The sequence below is a fragment of the Lysobacter sp. N42 genome (genome assembly GCF_004344885.1).
In genome coordinates, this window is the sequence record NZ_SKFB01000007.1 from 122895 (window position 1) to 141513 (window position 18619).

The 18619-nt window shown below is 71.8% G+C and carries 16 protein-coding genes; 14 read left to right on the plus strand and 2 right to left on the minus strand.

The features are described from left to right. Window positions 1-44 precede the first annotated feature (44 nt). The gene (locus tag EYQ95_RS13705) at window positions 45-1805 is read right to left on the minus strand and encodes a M14 family zinc carboxypeptidase (RefSeq protein WP_132327801.1); all 1761 of its coding nucleotides are present in this window, start codon (window positions 1803-1805) and stop codon (window positions 45-47) included. An 82-nt stretch (window positions 1806-1887) separates the two neighbouring features. On the opposite strand from EYQ95_RS13705, the gene EYQ95_RS13710 reads away from it, so the two are divergent. The 4 genes from EYQ95_RS13710 (at window position 1888) to EYQ95_RS13725 (ending at window position 5116) form a co-directional block, all read left to right on the plus strand. After that, window positions 1888-2517, plus strand: coding sequence for a glutathione S-transferase family protein (locus EYQ95_RS13710; protein WP_132327777.1), 630 nt, complete (start codon window positions 1888-1890; stop codon window positions 2515-2517). 106 nt (window positions 2518-2623) lie between these two features. Then, the gene (locus EYQ95_RS13715; RefSeq protein WP_132327778.1) at window positions 2624-4180 is read left to right on the plus strand and encodes an oligopeptide:H+ symporter; all 1557 of its coding nucleotides are present in this window, start codon (window positions 2624-2626) and stop codon (window positions 4178-4180) included. Between the two features lie 3 nt (window positions 4181-4183). Next, a complete protein-coding gene (locus EYQ95_RS13720; protein WP_132327779.1) occupies window positions 4184-4783 on the plus strand; it encodes a rhomboid family intramembrane serine protease in 600 nt (199 codons plus the stop codon). A gap of 63 nt (window positions 4784-4846) precedes the next feature. Then, on the plus strand, window positions 4847-5116 hold the full coding sequence (locus tag EYQ95_RS13725; RefSeq protein ID WP_132327780.1) for a GNAT family N-acetyltransferase: 270 nt from the start codon (window positions 4847-4849) through the stop codon (window positions 5114-5116). A gap of 4 nt (window positions 5117-5120) precedes the next feature. On the opposite strand, the gene EYQ95_RS13730 is transcribed toward EYQ95_RS13725, so the two are convergent. Continuing rightward, on the minus strand, window positions 5121-5918 hold the full coding sequence (locus EYQ95_RS13730; RefSeq protein WP_132327781.1) for a hypothetical protein: 798 nt from the start codon (window positions 5916-5918) through the stop codon (window positions 5121-5123). A 103-nt stretch (window positions 5919-6021) separates the two neighbouring features. Between EYQ95_RS13730 and EYQ95_RS13735 the strand changes: the two genes are divergently transcribed. The 10 genes from EYQ95_RS13735 to EYQ95_RS13780 form a co-directional block, all read left to right on the plus strand. Continuing rightward, window positions 6022-6345, plus strand: a complete 324-nt coding sequence (locus EYQ95_RS13735; RefSeq protein ID WP_132327782.1) for a hypothetical protein — start codon at window positions 6022-6024, stop codon at window positions 6343-6345. A 45-nt stretch (window positions 6346-6390) separates the two neighbouring features. Next, window positions 6391-7134: a pseudouridine synthase gene (locus tag EYQ95_RS13740; protein ID WP_132327783.1), complete on the plus strand. Its 744-nt coding sequence runs from the start codon at window positions 6391-6393 to the stop codon at window positions 7132-7134. 86 nt (window positions 7135-7220) lie between these two features. Then, the gene (locus tag EYQ95_RS13745; protein ID WP_132327784.1) at window positions 7221-8060 is read left to right on the plus strand and encodes a PdaC/SigV domain-containing protein; all 840 of its coding nucleotides are present in this window, start codon (window positions 7221-7223) and stop codon (window positions 8058-8060) included. Window position 8061: 1 nt separating this feature from the next. Continuing rightward, on the plus strand, window positions 8062-8760 hold the full coding sequence (locus tag EYQ95_RS13750; protein ID WP_243699931.1) for a UdgX family uracil-DNA binding protein: 699 nt from the start codon (window positions 8062-8064) through the stop codon (window positions 8758-8760). Window positions 8761-8845: 85 nt separating this feature from the next. Continuing rightward, entirely contained in the window at window positions 8846-10069 is a 1224-nt protein-coding gene (locus EYQ95_RS13755; RefSeq protein WP_243699934.1) for a putative DNA modification/repair radical SAM protein, read from the plus strand. 1 nt (window position 10070) lies between these two features. After that, the gene (locus tag EYQ95_RS13760) at window positions 10071-11492 is read left to right on the plus strand and encodes a UdgX family uracil-DNA binding protein (RefSeq protein WP_132327787.1); all 1422 of its coding nucleotides are present in this window, start codon (window positions 10071-10073) and stop codon (window positions 11490-11492) included. A gap of 60 nt (window positions 11493-11552) precedes the next feature. Continuing rightward, window positions 11553-11924 (plus strand): VOC family protein, encoded by a 372-nt coding sequence (locus tag EYQ95_RS13765; RefSeq protein WP_132327788.1) that lies wholly within the window; start codon window positions 11553-11555, stop codon window positions 11922-11924. Between the two features lie 265 nt (window positions 11925-12189). After that, entirely contained in the window at window positions 12190-13890 is a 1701-nt protein-coding gene (gene asnB, locus EYQ95_RS13770; RefSeq protein ID WP_132327789.1) for an asparagine synthase B, read from the plus strand. Window positions 13891-13997: 107 nt separating this feature from the next. Next, window positions 13998-17306 (plus strand): EAL domain-containing protein, encoded by a 3309-nt coding sequence (locus EYQ95_RS13775; RefSeq protein WP_132327790.1) that lies wholly within the window; start codon window positions 13998-14000, stop codon window positions 17304-17306. A gap of 311 nt (window positions 17307-17617) precedes the next feature. Continuing rightward, on the plus strand, window positions 17618-18619 hold a 1002-nt coding region (locus EYQ95_RS13780), incomplete at its 3' end, for a phosphoribosyltransferase family protein (protein WP_132327791.1).

Consider the following 18619-nt stretch of genomic DNA (forward strand, 5'->3'; position numbering starts at 1 on the left):
CTCGACGTGGCTGCGAGCCTACGCCGACGCCCATGGCGCGGGCGTCAGCGCGGGTCCCGGTCCACGCGCAGCACCGGGTACAGGCCGTAGCGCTCGTCCCAGGCGGCATGGCGGCGGTAGAAGAACTCCAGCCGCGCCTGCGGATCCTTCGCGAAGGCCGCGTCCTCGCGCAGGCGGCGTTCGAACTCGGCGCGCAGGGCGGGATCGGCGACGAGCATCTTCTCGGCCTCCTCCTCGGCGACGTAGTCCTCCATGTACTCCTTGCGCTCGAAGGCCGCGTTGAACAGGCCCCAGCCGGCCAGCGCGTCCGGAGCGTTCGGCTCCAGCAGGCCGATCGCTACGCGGGAGAGATCCTGCGCGATCGGCACGTACAGCGCGCCCGCGCCCAGCGAATGACGCTCGCGCGTCCACGCGCCGTCCAGCGTCAGCCGCTGGCGGCCCTCGAAGGACTCGCCGGTGAACCGCATCGTGCGGGCGCGCCAGGCCTCGGCGTCCACATCGGCAACCGGCGTGGCCAGGCGCTCGTAGCGCACGCCGTGCGCATCGAGCTTGGCCGCCACCCGCTCGGCCCAGGCCGCGGGGACGACATAGCCGGCGCGCGGCGCGGTGACGAGCGTACGCGGCACGATCACGTCGCGCAGTGGCACGGTCCAGACCTGCGGGCGGGTTTCGTCGTAGCGCGTCATCAGCGCGCCCGAAACCTCCGACGGCGCGCGCGTGTAGGCATAGCCGCGGAACCGGATGCTGCGCACGGCCTCGGTGGCCTGGTAGTCGAGCGCGACCTGTGTGCCGCCCAGCGCGCGGGCGCGGGCATCGGCCGCAGCGGCCAGTGCCTGCCAGCGCCGGCCGTCACGCGCGACCTGCTCGAGCACCGCGAGGATCGTGTTGCGCGTCACCCGCACCCGGTGCGGATACGGGCGCCAGGAGTGGGTCTCGACCAGCATGCCCAGGCGGTTGCGCAGCATCGCGTAGCCGTGCGAGAAGCGCGGTGTCGCCACGCCGTCCACGAAGCCGGAGGCGGGGTCGTCGTTGACCACGAACGAGGGATAGAACGGCAGCGGCAGCGAGCCGTGTTTCGCGAGCCGCTCGATCGTGCCGCTGCGCAGGGCCAGGCCGGCCGCGCGCAGCGGCTCGTCGCCGCCGTTGACCGGTTCGACCTGGATGGAGACGTCGTGCTCGAACTTCGCCCCGTCGGTCACGTGCAGATCCACGTAGACCAGCGGATCCCAGCGCTGCAGCAGGGCCAGCATCGCGCGCATCTCGGGCGCGTCGGCCTTCATGTAGTCGCGGTTGAGGTTGAGGTTCTGCGCGGTCACGCGAAAGCCCATCTCCTCCGGTCCGCGCTGGTTCGGGCGGTTCCAGGCGCGGAAGCGCTCGTGGCCGTCCACGTTGAACACCGGCACGAAGACGAAGACCTGCCTGGCGAGCGCACCCCTGGCGGCGCCGTCCTCCAGCAGCTCGCGAAGGGCGAGGAAGCCTGCGTCCTTGCCGTCGATCTCGCCGGCATGGATGCCGCCCTGCATCAGGGTCACCGGGATGCCGCGTTCGCGCGCGGCCTCGGGGGTGAACGCGCCGGTGGCCGTGGCGACCAGCAGCTTCATGGGGCGGCCTTCCGGCGTGGTGCCGAAGCTCTCGCAGCGCACGCGGTCCGCATGCGCCCTGGCGAAAGCCTCGCAGAGTGCGATCACTTCCTCGTAGCGGCCCGTGCGCGAAAAGCCGCTGCGCTCGGCGACGGTGGCCAGCGGCGACTGCGCGAGCGCGGCGGGCGCCAGGGCGAGAAGGGCGGCGAGGAGCGTCGTGCGCATGGTCGGCCTTCGGGTCGGAAACGCGCGATGGTAGCCGGCCGATGCCATGCGATCATCCGTGCGTCGCGCACCGGAGTCGTCCATGTCCACGCTCTACTACTCGCCCGGCGCCGCCAGCCTGCTGGTGCACTGGTTGCTGATCGAGCTCGGCCTGCCGCATTCGTTGAGCAGGGTCGACATGCAGGCCGGCGAGCAGAAGCGCCCGGAGTACCTCGCGATCAACCCGCACGGCGTGGTGCCCGCGTTCGTCGAGGACGACGGGACGGTGCGCATCGAGGCCGCGGCCATCGCGATGACGCTGGCCGACCGCGCCGGGCGCCTCGCCCCGGCGCAGCACGCGCCCGGGCGCGCCGCCTACCACCAGTGGATGTTCCACCTGGCGAACGCGGTGCAGCCCCTGTTCCGCATCTGGTGGTATCCGCACGAAGTGGCGGGCCCGGATAACGCCGACCTCGCGCGCGACTGCGTGCGCCCGCGCATCGAGGCCGCCTGGCAACGCCTGGACGACCACCTGGCCGTGAACGGCCCGTTCCTGCTGGGTGCGGAGCCCAGCGTGGCCGACTTCTACCTCGCCATGCTGCTGCGCTGGTCGCGCAACATGCCGCGCCCCGGCGATGCCTGGCCGCACCTGGGCGAACTGGCCCGGCGCATGAAGGCACGGCCTTCGTTCGCCGAGCTCTACGCCCGTGAAGGGCTGACGGAATGGACCTGAGCCACGCGCCCGGCTGAACCGCCCGCGGCGGGCCGGCCCGCCGGGTCCCGCCGGAAGCGGGCGGCCCTGCGTTAGGCTTGGCGCTTCGTTTCCGCAGGACCGATCCATGGCGAAGTCGTTGGAGGCCCAGGCCTCGCAGGGGCGCATGCCCCGCCAGATCCCGTACATCATCGGCAACGAGGCGTGCGAGCGCTTCAGCTTCTACGGCATGCGCAACATCCTGGTGCCGTTCCTGGTCACCAGCATGATGCTGGCCTACGCGCCGCTGGCCGAGCGCGAGGGGCTGGCGAAGGAGATCTTCCACACCTTCGTCATCGGCGTGTACTTCTTCCCGCTGATCGGTGGCTGGATCTCCGACCGCTTCTTCGGCAAGTACAACACCATCTTCTGGCTGTCGGTCGTCTACGTGATCGGCCATGCCTTCCTGGCGATCTTCGAGGACAACCGCACGGGCTTCTACGCGGGCCTGCTGCTGATCGCGATTGGCTCGGGCGGCATCAAGCCGCTGGTGTCGGCCTTCGTCGGCGACCAGTTCGACCAGACCAACAAGGCCAAGGCCAAGATCGTCTACGACGCCTTCTATTGGACGATCAACTTCGGCAGCTTCTTCGCCTCGCTGCTGATGCCCTGGTTCCTCAAGAACTACGGGCCGTCGGTGGCCTTCGGCATTCCCGGCCTGCTGATGTTCATCGCACTGGTCATCTTCTGGGCCGGGCGGAAGAAGTACGTGCGCATGGCGCCGACGCCGCCGGACCCGAACGGCTTCATGCACGTCGTGCGCAGCGCGCTGACCGCGCCGGGCGGCGGGGCGGGGCTGTCGCTGGCGCTGGTCGGCGTCGTGCTGTCCATCGTCGCCTTCGCCTTCATCGGCACGCTGGGCTTCGTCTCGTCCTTCTGCCTTGCGCTGGTGTTCCTCATCGCCTTCGGTGGCTGGGGCGCGGCGATCAACCTCGAGCGCGCGCGCGGCCGGCATCCGGATGCGGCGATCGACGGGGTGCGCGCCGTGCTGCGCATCCTGATCGTGTTCGCGCTGGTCACCCCGTTCTGGTCGCTGTTCGACCAGAAGGCCTCCACCTGGGTGCTGCAGGGCCAGCAGATGACCAAGCCGGAATGGTTCCAGGCCGCGCAGATGCAGGCGCTGAACCCGCTGCTGGTGATGCTGATCATCCCCTTCAACAACCTCGTGCTGTACCCGGCACTGCGTCGCATGGGCTTCGAGGTGACGGCGCTGCGCCGCATGGGCTGGGGCATCGCCTTCTCGGGCCTGGCCTGGATCGCGGCCGGCGCGCTGCAGCTGGCCATCGACGGCGGCGACCCGGTGTCGATCACCTGGCAGGTGCTGCCCTACGCGCTTCTGACCTTCGGCGAGGTGCTGGTGTCGGCCACGGGCCTGGAGTTCGCCTACAGCCAGGCGCCGCAGCCGATGAAGGGCACGATCATGTCGTTCTGGCTGCTGTCGGTGACGGTCGGCAACCTGTGGGTGCTGCTCACGAACACGGCACTGGGCAACGAGGCGGTATCGGCGCAGATCGCGTCGACGGGCCTGTCGGAGAACGCCTTCCTGATGTTCTTCTTCGCCGGCTTCGCGCTCGTGGTGGCGGGGATATTCGCGCTCTATGCGCGTCGCTACCCCATGCAGGACCACTACCGCGCGGCGGCCTGACCGATGCTCACCATCATCCTCATCGCCGCCACGATCGGCATCTCGTGGCTGGCCTTCGAGCGGCCGCGGCTGCTCGAGCGCCTGATCCTGTGGCCGCCCGCGGTCGGGCGCGGGCAGGTGGACCGCCTGCTCACGCACGGCTTCATCCATGCCGACTGGCAGCACCTGCTGTTCAACATGATCACGCTGTTCTTCTTCGGCCGGCTGGCCGAGCGCGTGATCTCGGGGCTGATCGGCCCGGTGGGCTTCGTGCTGTTCTACCTGTCGGCGATCGTGATCGCGATCCTGCCCACCTACCTGCGCCATCGCCGCGACCCGCGCTACCGCAGCCTGGGCGCGTCGGGCGCGGTGTCGGCCGTGCTGTTCGCCACCATCCTGCTGGACCCGTGGATGCTGATCTTCATCCCGATCCCCATCCCGGCCATCCTCTACGGCATCGGCTACGTGGCGTATTCGTTCTGGATGGACCGCAACGCCGCCGACGGCACCAACCACAACGCGCACCTGTCGGGCGCGATCTACGGCCTGCTGTTCATGCTGCTGATGGACGCGCGGGTGGCCCAGCATTTCCTGCGCCAGCTGGCGTCGCCGTCGTTCCTCTGAGTGCTCACCCGGCGTGGATCGCCGGGCGTGTCTCCTGACGCCTTTCCCCATCGGGACACCGCCATGGACATCCGACACGACACCGACGCGCAGCGCTTCCACACCCGCGTGGATGGCCACGAAGCCGAAGTCGAGTACGAGCTGGAGGGGGACGTCATGCTGCTGACCCATACGGGCGTGCCGCAGCCGATCGGCGGCCGTGGCATCGCCGGGGACCTCGTCCGCGCCGCCTTCGAGCACGCGCGGCGCGAAGGCCTTCGCGTGCGGCCGCTGTGCGCCTATGCGGCCGCCTGGGTGAAGCGCCACGGCGAGTACGCCGACCTCGTCGCCTGAGGAATCACCCGTCCTGCATGCGTGCGGTGCTACGAGGCACCGCTACGCCCGAGCACATGCGGAGAGGACGGATGGCGACCAAGAAGGCGGGGCCCACACGGGCCCGCGGCACTGCCCCGGGGCGGAGCACGAAGAAGGCGGCGAGGAAGGTGGGCGCAACGGGCGGGGCGCGCCAGCCCGTAGCCGACGCCTCCGCCGCACGCGCAGGCCGCGCCCCGACACGCCGCGCCGGTGCCGCGTCGGGCACCTCGCAGCGCACCACGGCGGCGAAGGGCGCCGAGGCCAAGAAGACGGCGGCCCGCACCGGTGGGGCGGGCGCGGCCTCCCCGTTTCGCGCGGCGTCCGGCAGCCGCCCCGCACGCGCGACGGGGACGACTGCGACGTCGACCGGTGCGCGCCGCGCGGCTGCGTCGAAGTCCCGTGGCGCGCTTGCGTCCGGGGCGACGGCGCGGGGCGCTGCGTCGGCATCGGTCGCACGTACCTCGACGAAGACCGCAAAGCGGTCCACGGCCGGCGGCGCGGCCGGGAAGTCCACGGCGGAGCCTGTTGCCGGGAAGGCTGCCGCGAAGAAGACGAGGTCCGTCGCGCGCGGCAGGGCCGCGGCCGGGACGAACGCGCGTACCGGTACTCCGGGCGGGCGCGGGGCGGCGAAGACGTCGTCGGCCGAGCGCAACAGCGGCGCGGCCCGGCAGGCCTCGGGCCCGCGCGATGCGGCGAGGAAGACACTCCGCGGATCCATGCGCAGCACGACGACCGGCGTGCCGGAGCGCGAGGCTGCCAGTACGTCGCGGGCGCGCGGCAAGTCCGCGGGCGGCGTGGCAGGCGCGGCGCCTCGCAAAACGGCGGGCGGACCGGGACGCGGGGCAGGGCGGGGTGCGGGCAATGGGGCGGGCGCGCATGTGCCCATGCACGACGCCGCGGGGCATCCCACGCCGGGCGCACAGCAGGCCCCGGGCGACGTGGCGGCGGGCGAGCCGCGCGCCTCACGCGGGGCGGCATCGGCGGCGCGCCGGCGTGGCACGGCAGCGGCCGGTCGCGGACGGGTTTCCTCCGCCGGCCCGGGTGCCGGCGGCGCGCCCGGGGCCGGCGGAAACGATGCCAGCCTCGAACGGCGTCGGCCGGCGCGCGAGGAAGACGGAGGCGAGGACTACGGCGACGCCCTGCAGCGCGCGGTCGGCGGGGCCGGGATCCTGGGCTCGACGAATTACCAGGGCGGCACGATCCACTGAGCGCGCAATGGCCCACCGCTGCGCCGCGGGCGCGCATGTGACAGCATGCGCGCCCCACCGCGGCCCGACCCCACCATGCGCCTCAACAAGCACATCAGCGACACCGGCTTCTGCTCGCGCCGCGAGGCGGACCGCCTGATCGCCGAAGGCCGCGTGACCGTCAACGGCCTGCGCGCGCGCGTGGGCGCCGAGCTCGCGGAAGGGGACGAAGTGCTGGTCGACGGCCAGAAACTGGCCGTGCGCAAGGCGGCGCCGGGCAAGCGGCGCCACGTCTACATCGCGCTCCACAAGCCGGTGGGCGTGACCTCGACCACCGAGAGCGACGTCAAGGGCAACATCGTCGACTTCGTGGGCCACGAGCAGCGCATCTTCCCGATCGGCCGCCTCGACAAGGACTCCGAGGGGCTGATCCTGCTCACGAGCAATGGCGACATCGTCAACGAGATCCTGCGCGCGGAGAACAAGCTGGAGAAGGAGTACCTGGTGGCGGTGAACAAGCCCGTGACCGAGGAATTCCTGCGCGGCATGGCGCGCGGCGTGCCGGTGCACGGCCAGACGACGCTGCCCTGCAAGGTGCGCAAGCTGGGGCCTTACGGCTTCCGCATCATCCTCGTGCAGGGGCTCAACCGGCAGATCCGCCTGATGGCCGCCCACTTCGGCTACCGGGTCAAGACGCTGGTACGCGTTCGCATCGGCAGCGTGCAGCTGGGGCACCTCAAGCCCGGCCGCTGGCGCAACCTCACCGATGCCGAACTGCGCGCGCTGTTGCCGGCGCGCACCGACTGGTAAGCCCGCAAGCAGCCCGCCGCGTGGATGCCGGCATCACGCGCGCGGCATTAACGTCGTGTGCAAGCGTGTATTCCGGGGCTCTGTCGATGTCGCAATCCGTTCCGTCCCCGCGGCCCCAGCGCGTGGTGCTGGCGGCCGTGTTCCTGTTCGCCCTCGCCGCCTGTGGCGAGGGGGCGGGGGACGCCTCCCGCCCGGCGCCGGCCAGGACTATCGCCGCCGCGGACGCTGCGCCGCCGCCGGTGGCATTGAAGGACGTGCTGGAAACCGCGCCCACGCACGTGGTCGGGATCAGCTATCCGCCAGGCCTGGCGAGGTATCCCGGCCTTGCCGCGCACGCGCAGCGGTATGCCGAACAGGCGCGCCAGCACGTGGCGGACGCGGTGCGGCAGCGCGCGAACGACCCGTCGCGGGCGCCGTACGAGCTGTCGCTGGAGTTCAAGCTCAAGCACGAATCGCCGCAGCTGGTGGTGCTGGCCGTCGACGGCAGCAGCTACACCGGCGGCGCCCATGGCACGCCCATGATCCAGCGCTGGGTGTGGCTGCCGCCCGAGAACCGCCTGCTGACGGCCGCGGAACTCTTCCCCGAGGACGACAGCTGGCAGGCGATCTCGGCGAGTGTGCGCGAACAGCTTCGCAATGCCGTGGCCCAACGCATGGATGCCGACCGGGTCCCGCCGGCCGAGCGCGCCGCGGCCGTGCGTGATGCGGTCGCACTCATCGACGGAGGCACCGAGGCCCGCGCCGACGACTTCGCCGTGTTCGAGCCGGTGATGTCGGCGGACGGGAAGATCAGCGCGCTGCGCTTCGTTTTCCCGCCCTACCAGGTGGGCACGTACGCCGATGGCATGCACACGGTGGAACTGCCGGCGGCGCAGCTGGTCGGCATGGTCAATCCCACCTATCGCCGCCTGTTCGAGGCGGCCTGACATGCCGCGTGCGCAGGCTGGCCGCGACGATGCGCAGCCGACCCTGCGCGCACGGGGGCCATCGCGTACGCGCATCCCGCAGGTGCCCGAAGGCACCGCGCCCGAGCCGGCGGGTAGCGGACTTGCCGCGATCCGCGAGGCCGCCGCGTACTGCAAGCGCTGCGACCTCTGGCGGCCGGCCACGCAGACGGTCTTCGGCGAAGGGCCGGCAAGGGCGCGCGTGGTCCTGGTCGGCGAGCAGCTCGGCGATCGCGAGGACATCGCCGACCGGCCCTTCGTGGGCCCTGCCGGGCGCCTGCTCGACCAGGCGCTCGCGGAGCTGGGCATCGACCGCGACCGGCTCTACCTCACCAACGCGGTCAAGCACGTCAAGTTCGAGCCGCGCGGCAAGGCGCGCATCCACACGTCGCCCACGCCCGCCGAGCAGAAGGCCTGCCACCTCTGGCGCGAGCGCGAACTGGCGGCCATCCGCCCCCGGGTCGTGGTGGCCCTGGGTGCGATCGGCGCGAAGGCGGTGTTCGGCGCGAAGTTCGGCCTGATGCGGCCGCGCGGGCAGTGGCAGGAACTGCCGGACGGGCGTCGCGGCTTCGCCACGGTGCATCCGTCCTGGGTGCTCCGCCAGCGCGACAGCGGCAGCCGGGAACAGGCCTACCGGAGCTTCCGCGACGACCTCGCGCTGCTGGCCGACCTCGACGACTGAACCTGCCGGCCCGCGGTCGCACGGCCTGAGACGGCCCGCCGATAGCCTTTCGCGTCAGGCACTTGCGAGGGGCGCCAAGCAGGTCATCGAGAAGCTGTCGATCCTCGCGGACGCCGCGAAATACGACGCGTCCTGTGCTTCCAGCGGCGCTACCCGGCGCGACTCGCTGGGTACCGGCGGCATCGGCAGCACCGAGGGCATGGGCATCTGCCACTCGTACACGCCGGACGGCCGCTGCGTCTCGCTGCTCAAGATCCTGCTGACGAACTTCTGCATCTACGACTGCGCCTACTGCATCAACCGGCGCAGCAGCGACGTGCGCCGCGCGAGGTTCACGACGGACGAGGTCGTGAACCTCACGCTCGACTTCTACCGACGCAACTACATCGAAGGCCTGTTCCTCTCCAGCGGCATCGTGAAGAACGGCGACCACACGATGGAGCAGCTGGTGGAGGTCGCGCGCAGCCTGCGCGAGGACCATGGCTTCCGCGGCTGCATCCACCTCAAGACCATCCCCGAGGCCTCGCCGGAGCTGCTGGCGCAAGCCGGGAAGTATGCCGACCGCGTGTCCATCAACATCGAGCTGCCCACCGAGGTGGCGCTGACCACGCTCGCGCCGGAGAAGTCGGTGGGCAGCATCCGCGGCGCCATGGGCCAGTTGCGCTGGCGCATCGACGAGTCGAAGGAGGAGCGGGCCAAGGCTCCGCAGCGCGCGCCCGCGTTCGCGCCGGCCGGGCAGAGCACCCAGATGATCGTGGGCGCCGACGGCGCGGACGATCGCTCGATCCTCGATACCAGCGCGAACCTCTACGGCAACTACCGGCTGCGTCGCGTCTACTACTCGGCTTTCAGTCCGATCCCGGATTCGTCGGTGGCGCTGCCCTCGAAGTCGCCGCCGCTGGTGCGCGAGCACCGGCTTTACCAGGCCGACTGGCTGATGCGCTTCTACGGCTTCGAGGTGGGCGAGATCGCGCCGCGCGAGGCCGGCGGCATGCTCGACCTCGACATCGACCCGAAGACGGCCTGGGCCATCCGCAATCCCGAAGCCTTCCCGGTGGACATCAACACCGCGCCGAAGGAGCGCCTGCTGCGCGTGCCGGGGCTGGGCACCAAGACGGTCAAGCGCCTGCTGGCCTCGCGCCGCTTCGCGCGCCTGCGGCTGGACGACCTGGCGCGGCTCGGCGTGAGCCTCAGGCGCGTGCTGCCGTGGGTGCAGGCGCTCGACCACCATCCCCGCGGCCTGCTCGACCGTCCCGACCGCCTGCGCGCGCGGTTGGCAGCGCCGCCGGTGCAGGCCTCGCTGTTCTGACATGTGGCGGGCGACGGTCGAGCCGGCCTGGGACCTCGAGGCCTGGCGCGTGCAGGCGCGCACCGCGTGGGTGGCGGGTATCCCGCCCGAGGCGCTGGACTGGGCGGACGAGGCCGCCGGCCTGCTGGCTGCGCGGCCGGTGACGGAAGCCGCCCCGCGGCGCGAGCCGCCGCGTATCGGGCGCGGAATCCTCGACCTGGCGCGCCACGTGCTCGCGCACCGCGGGCCCGGCCGCCACGCGTTGCTCTACCGCCTGCTCTGGCGCATCGCCGAAGGCGAGCGCCGCCTGCTCGACTTCGCGGCCGACCCGGACGTGCGCCGCGCGCGCCAGCTCGAGAAGGCCGTCACGCGCGATGCGCACAAGGCCAGGGCCTTCGTGCGCTTCCGGGAAATACCGGGCGAGGCGAACAGCTTCGTCGCCTGGTACGAACCCGATCACTTCGTGCTCGACCTGGTCGCGCCCTTCTTCATGCGCCGCTTCGCAGGCATGCGTTGGGCGATCGTCACGCCCGACCGCAGCGCGAGCTGGGACGGGGTCGAACTCTCGATGGGCCCGGGCGGCTCGCCTGCCGACGTGCCGGACCAGGATGCGGGTGAGGCACTGTGGCGGCGCTACTACGCCAGCGTGTTCAATCCCGCGCGCCTGAACCCGCAGGCCATGCGCGCGGAGATGCCGCTGCGCTTCTGGAAGCACCTGCCCGAAGCACAGGACCTGCCGCGGCTGATGCGCGAGGCCGGCGCGCGCGTGGAGGCCATGGTGCAGCGGGCACCGCGGCCCGCGCGCAGCCGCATCTCCGCGCCGGTCCTGCCGGCGCCGGCCACCGAGGGCCTGGAGGGCCTCGCCGCCGCGATCCGGGCCTGCCGCGCCTGCCCGTTGTGGGAGCCGGCCACGCAGGCGGTCCCGGGCGAAGGCCGGGCGGACGCGCGCATCGTCGTGGTCGGCGAGCAGCCGGGCGACGAGGAGGACCTCACCGGCCGCCCGTTCACCGGCCCGGCCGGCCGGCTGTTCGACCGTGCGCTCGCCGAAGCCGGCGTCGACCGCGCCGACTGCTACGTCACCAATGCCGTCAAGCACTTCAGGTTCGAGCAGCGCGGCAGGCGGCGCATCCACGTGCGGGCCGGCGCCAGCGAGCAGCGCGCCTGCCGACCGTGGCTGGAGCGCGAACTGTCGATGCTGCGGCCGCTGGCGATCGTCGCGCTGGGCGCCACCGCCGCGAATGCGCTGACGGGGCGCGGCATTTCCCTCATGCGCGAACGCGGGCGCTGGCTGGCCGGGCCGCGCGGGGTGCCGCTCATCGCGACGGTGCATCCGGCGTGGGTGCTGCGGCAAGCAGCCGATGCCGGGGACGAACCCTATGCGGGGCTGGTGGCGGACCTGCGCCGCGTCGCCGACCGGTTGGCCAATGCTGCGACAGCGGACTGACGGCGCTTCGTCCGCCGCGGCGCCGACGTAGCATCGCTGCACCTTCCAGGGAGCATCGTCATGAAGCCCAACCCCGTCGGCTGGTTCGAGATCTACGTCGATGACATGGAACGCGCACGCGCGTTCTACGAACAGGTATTCCAGACGCAGCTGCAGAAGCTCGCCCCGGACGGGCTGGACATGTACGCCTTCGACATGTCGCAGGAAACCTGGGGCGCGGCCGGTGCGCTGGTCAAGTTCGCAGACATGCCACCGGGCGTGGGCGGCACGCTGGTCTACTTCAGCTGCGACGACTGCGCGGTGGAAGCCGCGCGCGTGGAAGCGGCCGGGGGCACGGTGGTGCGGCCGAAGATGTCGATCGGCGAGTACGGCCACATCGTTCTCGCGAAGGACACCGAGGGAAACCTGATCGGCCTGCACTCGATGCAGTGAGCCGACGAACGGCGCCCGCGGCGAATTGCGCGCGGGCGCCGTGACGGGCAGGATCGGCCCATGACCTCGCGCCGCGCCCTCGACCTGCAGCCTGCCCGCACCGGGCAGCCGGCCGCGCGCGCCAACAACAATCGCAATAACGCCAGCCTCCCGCGGGCCGGCGATTAGCGCGCGCAGTACAGACCGCTCATCGACCACGAAGCCCGCGCCGAAAAGCGCGGGCTTCGTCGTTTTCCGCCTCCCCCACGACGCAAGGACCCGCCCCATGTGCTCCATCCTCACCGCCTTCGACCTCCGCCCCGGCGCCGACCTGCGCCCGCTGCGGCCGCTCGCGCTCTCCATGTCGGCCCGGCAGCGCCACCGCGGCCCCGACTGGAGCGGCGTGCATGCCGAGCCCGCGGCGCTGCTGGTGCACGAACGCCTGGCCATCGTCGACCCCCTCGGTGGTGCCCAGCCGCTGAAGTCCGACGATGGCAGGCTGGTGCTCGCGGTGAACGGCGAGATCTACAACCACCGCGAGCTGCGCGCCGAACTGCGCCTGCCCTATGCCTTCCAGTCCGAGTCCGACTGCGAGGTGATCAACGCGCTCTACCGCGAGGAGCCCGACATCGGTGCATGGCTTGACCGCCTCAACGGCATCTTCGCCTTCGCGCTGTGGGACGCCGAACGCGGCCGCTTCCTGATCGCGCGCGACCCCATCGGCGTCTGCCCGCTGTACTGGGGCCACGATGCCGACGGCCGCACATGGGTGGCCTCGGAGATGAAGGCGATCGCGCGGCTCTGCGCGGACGTCGCGCCGTTCCCGCCCGGCCACTACTTCGACAGCGCGCGCGGCGAACCGGTGCGCTACCACCACCGCGCCTGGCGGGATTACGAGGCCACGCGCGGCGTGCGCGTCACGCCGGACGAGCTGCGTGACGCCTTCGAGCGCGCGGTGCATCGCCAGCTGATGAGCGACGTGCCCTACGGCGTGCTGCTGTCGGGCGGACTGGACTCCTCCCTGGTGGCGGCCGTCGCGGCGCGCTATGCGCGTCGGCGCGTGGAGGACGGCGACCGCAGCGAGGCCTGGTGGCCGCGCCTGCACTCGTTCGCCATCGGCCTGGAAGGCTCGCCCGACCTCGCGGCGGCCGAGGTGGCAGCGCAGGCCATCGGCACCGTGCACCACGGCTTCCGCTACACCATCGAGGAAGGGCTGGACGCGCTGTCGGAAGTCATCCGCCACATCGAGACCTTCGACGTCACCACGATCCGGGCGTCGACGCCGATGTTCCTGCTGGCGCGGCGCATCCGCGCCATGGGCGTGAAGATGGTGCTGTCGGGAGAAGGGTCCGACGAGGTCTTCGGCGGCTACCTCTACTTCCACAAGGCGCCCGACGCGCGCGAGTTCCATGCCGAGACGGTGCGCAAGCTCGACGCCCTGCACCAGTACGACTGCCTGCGGGCGAACAAGTCGATGATGGCCTGGGGCGTGGAGGCGCGCGTGCCCTTCCTCGACACCGAGTTCCTCGACGTCGCCATGCGCATGGACGCACAGGCCAAGATGGCGGGGCAGGGCCGCATCGAGAAGGCCGTGCTGCGCGAGGCCTTTGCCGGCTGGTTGCCCGATTCGATCCTCTGGCGGCAGAAGGAGCAGTTCAGCGATGGGGTCGGCTACGGCTGGATCGACGCGCTCAAGGCGCATGCCGAGGCGGAGGTGAGCGACGCGGACTTCGCCGAAGCGGCCGAGCGCTTCCCGATCAGCCCGCCGCAGAGCAAGGAGGCCTTCCTCTACCGGCGCCTGTTCGAGCGCCACTTCCCCGGCGAGGCCTGTGCCCGCACCGTGCCCGGCGGCAAGTCGATCGCCTGCTCCTCGCCGGCGGCCATTGCCTGGGATGCGGCGTTCGCGGCCGCGGCCGACCCGTCGGGCCGGTCCATGGTCGGCATCCACCGGGCGACGGCAGCCGCCGAGCCCGCGCCGGCCGCGTAGCGGGGCAATGGGGTCCGGATCGTGACTTCAGGCCCGGCGGTCGCGACCGTTAACAATGCAGACTGCTGCCAGGGCGGCGCGGAGCGCCGGCGGAGTGAGCTGACCGGATGGTGCCATCGCGATTCCCCGACCCGGCCGTAGCCAGTCCGGCACCCCGTGGCCTGCCACGTCGCTGGCTCCTCGCCCTGGGCTGGACGCTGGCGGCCTCGCTGCCGCTGGTGGGCCTGTGGCTGGCCGCCGGCGAGTACCGCCATCTGGTCGAGCAGCGCACGATCCGCCAGCGACTGGTGCTCGATGCCGTCGAGCGGCAGCTCGAGGATCGCCTGTACCTGCTCGATCGCCAGCTCTCGACGGTGGCGGGCGGTCGCTCGCGCCAGGCCGGCTGGATCATCCCGATGCACGGCACGAGCGTCGTCCCGGCCGCGCCGGCCGCGGCCGGGCGGGACGGACTGCAGGCAGGCGCACCCGTCCGCCGTGCGGGTACCTGGTACCTGCCGGCGAGCCGCCACGAGGGTGGGCGCGTCGCACGCACGCTGGTGGACGTGGACCTGTTCGCCGACGTCGTACAGCGCTTCAGGCTGGGCCGGCACGACTTCGTGAGCATCGTGCACGACGACGGCACGCTGCTGGCCAGGTCGGTGGACCCGGCCCGCCACGTCGGCCGCCGCATCCCGGGCTCCGGCCTCTTCGCGCCCGCCAACCGCCAACGCCGCGAGGGCACCTATGCCGGGTCCAGCGTCGTGGACGGCATCGACCGCGTGTACATGTTCCGCCGCCTGGGCTCGATGCCGATGACGCTGCTGGTGGGCACCGAGCGGGGGTCGCTGTGGACTGCCTGGGCCCGGCCGGCCGGATTGATCCTCGGCATCGTGATGGCGCTGGCCGCCGCGTGGGGCTGGCTGGTGCATCGCTTCGACCGCGCGCAGGCCGCGCAGTCGCGGCTGATCGGCCGGATCCGGCTGGCCCTGGATGCACTGAGCGATTCGGACGAGCGTCTCCGGCAGGCCCATGCGCTCGCGCGGCTTGGCAGCTACGACTGGATACCGGGCGCGGACACCGTGACCATCTCCGGCCAGGCCGCGCGCATCTGCGGCCTGGATCCCGAGGTGAGCTCGGTGCGACTGGCCGACATCATCGCGCGCGTGCATCCGGAGGATCGCGAACGCGTGCAGTCGGCCATCGCCGGGTCGACCGAAGCGGATGCGCCGGTGGAGATCCAGTTCCGTGTACTGCATGGCGATGGCCGGCTCGTGCACGTGTTCGCGCGCGGCGCGCGCGCGGTGGACGGGCAGGGGCGCTCCCTCGTGCGCGGCGTGCTGCAGGACGTCACCGAGCTGGTGCAGGCACGCGAGCGTGCGCTGCGCGCCGAAGCCGACTACCGCTTCCTGTTCGAGCACAACCCGCTGCCGATGTGGGTCTTCGACCGGGAGACGCTGGAAATCGTCGCGGTCAACGACGCCATGGTGGCGCGCTACGGCTATTCGCGTTCCGAGCTCGAGGGCCGCAGCATGCTGGCGATCCGGCCGCCGGACGAGTTCGAGGCCATGCGCGAGGCGGCGCGCGTCTCCACGCGCGGTGCACAACAGGGCCGCGTCTGGACCCACCTGCACAAGGACGGCCGCGTGATGCGGATGCAGGTGTTCAGCCACGACATCGATTTCGACGGACGCAACGCGAGGCTGGTCGCCGCGCAGGACGTCACCGAGCGCGAGCAGGCCGAGCAGAGGTTCCAGCTGGTCGCGCGCGCCACCAGTGACGCGGTCTACGACTACGACGTGGTCGCCGACCGCCTGTGGTGGAGCGAGAGCTACTACACGCGCTTCGGCTATGCCACGGACGAGGACGTGGAACTCGTGGACTGGTCGATGCGCATCCACCCCGAGGACCGGGAGCGCGTGAGCGCCAGCCTGCAGGCGGCGCTCGCCGGCAGCGAGGGCGAATGGCAGGAGCAGTACCGTTACCAGCGCGGCGACGGCAGCTTCGCCTCGGTGCTCGACCGCGGCTTCGTGCTGCGCGATGCCACCGGACGCGCGATCCGGCTGGTCGGCGGCATGCTGGACGTGAGCGAGCGCAAGAACTACGAGGACGAGCTCGCCTGGCGCGCCACGCACGACGAGCTGACCGGGCTGCCCAACCGCCAGCTGCTGCAGGACCGCCTGCAGCAGGCCCTTGCCAGCGCGCGGCGCTACGGCCGCGAGGGTGCGCTGATCTTCATCGACCTCGACGACTTCAAGCTGGTCAACGACTCGCTCGGCCACAGCGCCGGCGACAGCGTGCTGCGCGAGGTGGCCGCGCGCCTGGCCGGCGTGGCGCGCGGAACCGACACGGTCGCGCGCTTCGGTGGCGACGAGTTCGTCGTGGTGCTGGCCGAGGTCGTCGGCGAGCACGACGTCCAGGACGTGATCGCGCGTCTGACGGCCGAGCTGGCGCGGCCGATGCCCGTCGGCGACTCCCAGCACACGATCACCGCCAGCATCGGCTGGTGTCGTTTCCCCGATGCCGGCGACGACGTCGAAACGCTGCTCAAGCACGGCGACCTCGCCATGTACCAGGCCAAGCGCCAGGGGCGGAACCGTGCCGTGCCCTTCCACCGCGAGTTCGTCGACGGGATGTCGCGGCGGTTGCTGCTGGTCGGCCAGCTTCGCCAGGCCATCGAGCGCGACGAGTTTGTCCCGGTGTTCCAGCCGCTGTTCGACCGCGACGAGCGCCCCGTGGCGCTGGAGACGCTGCTGCGCTGGCAGCACCCCGAGCGGGGCATGCTCCTGCCGGGGGAGTTCATCGCCGTCTGCGAGGAAAGCGGGCTCATCGTGGATGTCGGTCGCCGCGTGTTGCACCAGGCCGGCAGGCACTACCGCCGGCTGGTGGAGGCCGGGCTGGGCCATCTGCGCATCGCCGTCAACGTCTCGCCGGCCCAGTTCAACGACGAGCTCGTCTGGCACGTGCGCGAGGCGATCGAGGAACATGCCGTGCCGGCCGAGGTGCTCGAACTGGAGATCACCGAGGGCCTGCTGATGACCGACCCCGAGCGCGCCATCGAACTGATGCGGCAGATCACCGCGCTGGGCGTGACGTTCTCGGTGGACGACTTCGGCACGGGCTACTCGTCCCTGGCCTATCTCAAGCGCTTCCCCATCGACCGGCTCAAGATCGACCGTTCCTTCGTGCGCGACCTGGGCGTGGACGAGGACGATGCCGCCATCTGCAATTCCATCATCGGCCTGGCGCATGCGCTCGACATCCGCACCGTGGCCGAGGGCGTGGAGACCGAGCTGCAGCTGGACTGGCTGCGGATGCGGCGCATCGACGAGGTGCAGGGCTACCTGCTGGGTCGGCCGATGCCCTTCGACGAACTGCTTCCGTTGCTGCAGCGGCACGCTTCCGGCGTTCCGCGGCGACCTTCCGATGCGGTGACCTGAGGGCCGGCGCGCGGGGCGGACGCGAGCGTCCCCGCGCGCCGCTCCGTGCCGCTGCGAGGCCGCAGAGCGGCACGGTGTCGATCCTGCTCAACCGGGGCGCCGCCCACCGCGATCCCGCGCGTGCGCGGTGCCTGCAGCGGCGGGCCCCTTTACGTTCGGCGCCGCCGGCGCGCGGATGTTGATGCCGGTCAACAAGCCGGCCGGCACCGCCTCGCACCTGCGGCGGCGCATGTCCGTCACCCGGACATTGACCGCCATCAAGGTGGCGACGCGGCGCTGCACCACCCTGCAAGCTGACAGGAGGTGCGGCCATGACCCCATTGCCCTTCATCGATCGCGAGGACGCGGGCCGGCGACTCGGCCTGGTGCTGGCGAAGTACAGGGGCCAGCGACCGCTGGTGCTGGCGATTCCGCGTGGTGCGGTGCCCATGGCCCGGGTGATCGCCGACGCCCTGGAAGGCGACCTGGACGTCGTGCTGGTCCGCAAGTTGCGCGCGCCCGGCAACCCGGAACTGGCCATCGGTGCGGTCGACGAGCAGCGCCAGGTGCATCTTGCCGAGGGGGCCGCCTACGTGGACGTGGACGATGCCTACCTCGCCGGCGAAGTGGCCGCGCAGATGCGCCGGCTCGAGGAGCAGCGCCGGCGGTTCGGCCGTGGCCGTCCGCCGCGGCCGGTGGAAGGCCGGGTCGTCATCGTGGTCGACGACGGCCTGGCGACCGGCGCCACGATGGCGGCCGCGCTGCGCGCGGTGCGTGCCGGCCGGCCCCGCAGGCTGGTGTGCGCGGTACCGGTCGGCTCGCCGGCGGCCGTGCGGCAGGCGGCCGCACTGGCCGACGAGGTCGTCTGCCTGGCCACGCCGTCCCCGTTCCGGGCCGTCGGCCTGTACTACCTGGGGTTCGACCAGGTAACCGACGAGGAGGTCGAGCGCGCGCTGGCGCGGCGCGACCCGGACGAAGCCGTCGTCCAGCGCGAGGTGCGCATTCCCGCCGATGACGTCCTGCTGCCGGCCGAGCTCGACATGCCCCCGGACCCGCGCGGCCTGGTGATCTTCGCCCACGGCAGCGGCAGCAGCCGCCACAGCACGCGCAACCGTGCGGTCGCGGCGGTGCTGCAGCGCCGCGGCATCGCCACCTTGCTGCTGGACCTGCTGACTGCGGACGAGGATGCCGACGTGGCCTCGCGCTTCGACATCGCGCTCCTCGCCCGCCGCCTGCGCGCGGCCATCGACTGGGCGCGCGCCGACCGCGACACCGCGCGGCTTCCGCTGGGCCTGTTCGGCGCCAGCACGGGCGCGGCGGCGGCCGTCGTGGCC

What these genes read in the sequence shown, in the direction of transcription:
- EYQ95_RS13705 (WP_132327801.1), bottom strand. Translation starts at nt 1,805, where the DNA reads ATGCGCACGACGCTCCTCGCCGCCCTTCTCGCCCTGGCGCCCGCCGCG.
- EYQ95_RS13710 (WP_132327777.1), top strand. Translation starts at nt 1,888, where the DNA reads ATGTCCACGCTCTACTACTCGCCCGGCGCCGCCAGCCTGCTGGTGCAC.
- EYQ95_RS13715 (WP_132327778.1), top strand. Translation starts at nt 2,624, where the DNA reads ATGGCGAAGTCGTTGGAGGCCCAGGCCTCGCAGGGGCGCATGCCCCGC.
- EYQ95_RS13720 (WP_132327779.1), top strand. Translation starts at nt 4,184, where the DNA reads ATGCTCACCATCATCCTCATCGCCGCCACGATCGGCATCTCGTGGCTG.
- EYQ95_RS13725 (WP_132327780.1), top strand. Translation starts at nt 4,847, where the DNA reads ATGGACATCCGACACGACACCGACGCGCAGCGCTTCCACACCCGCGTG.
- EYQ95_RS13735 (WP_132327782.1), top strand. Translation starts at nt 6,022, where the DNA reads ATGCACGACGCCGCGGGGCATCCCACGCCGGGCGCACAGCAGGCCCCG.
- EYQ95_RS13740 (WP_132327783.1), top strand. Translation starts at nt 6,391, where the DNA reads ATGCGCGCCCCACCGCGGCCCGACCCCACCATGCGCCTCAACAAGCAC.
- EYQ95_RS13745 (WP_132327784.1), top strand. Translation starts at nt 7,221, where the DNA reads ATGTCGCAATCCGTTCCGTCCCCGCGGCCCCAGCGCGTGGTGCTGGCG.
- EYQ95_RS13750 (WP_243699931.1), top strand. Translation starts at nt 8,062, where the DNA reads ATGCCGCGTGCGCAGGCTGGCCGCGACGATGCGCAGCCGACCCTGCGC.
- EYQ95_RS13760 (WP_132327787.1), top strand. Translation starts at nt 10,071, where the DNA reads ATGTGGCGGGCGACGGTCGAGCCGGCCTGGGACCTCGAGGCCTGGCGC.
- EYQ95_RS13765 (WP_132327788.1), top strand. Translation starts at nt 11,553, where the DNA reads ATGAAGCCCAACCCCGTCGGCTGGTTCGAGATCTACGTCGATGACATG.
- asnB (WP_132327789.1), top strand. Translation starts at nt 12,190, where the DNA reads ATGTGCTCCATCCTCACCGCCTTCGACCTCCGCCCCGGCGCCGACCTG.
- EYQ95_RS13775 (WP_132327790.1), top strand. Translation starts at nt 13,998, where the DNA reads ATGGTGCCATCGCGATTCCCCGACCCGGCCGTAGCCAGTCCGGCACCC.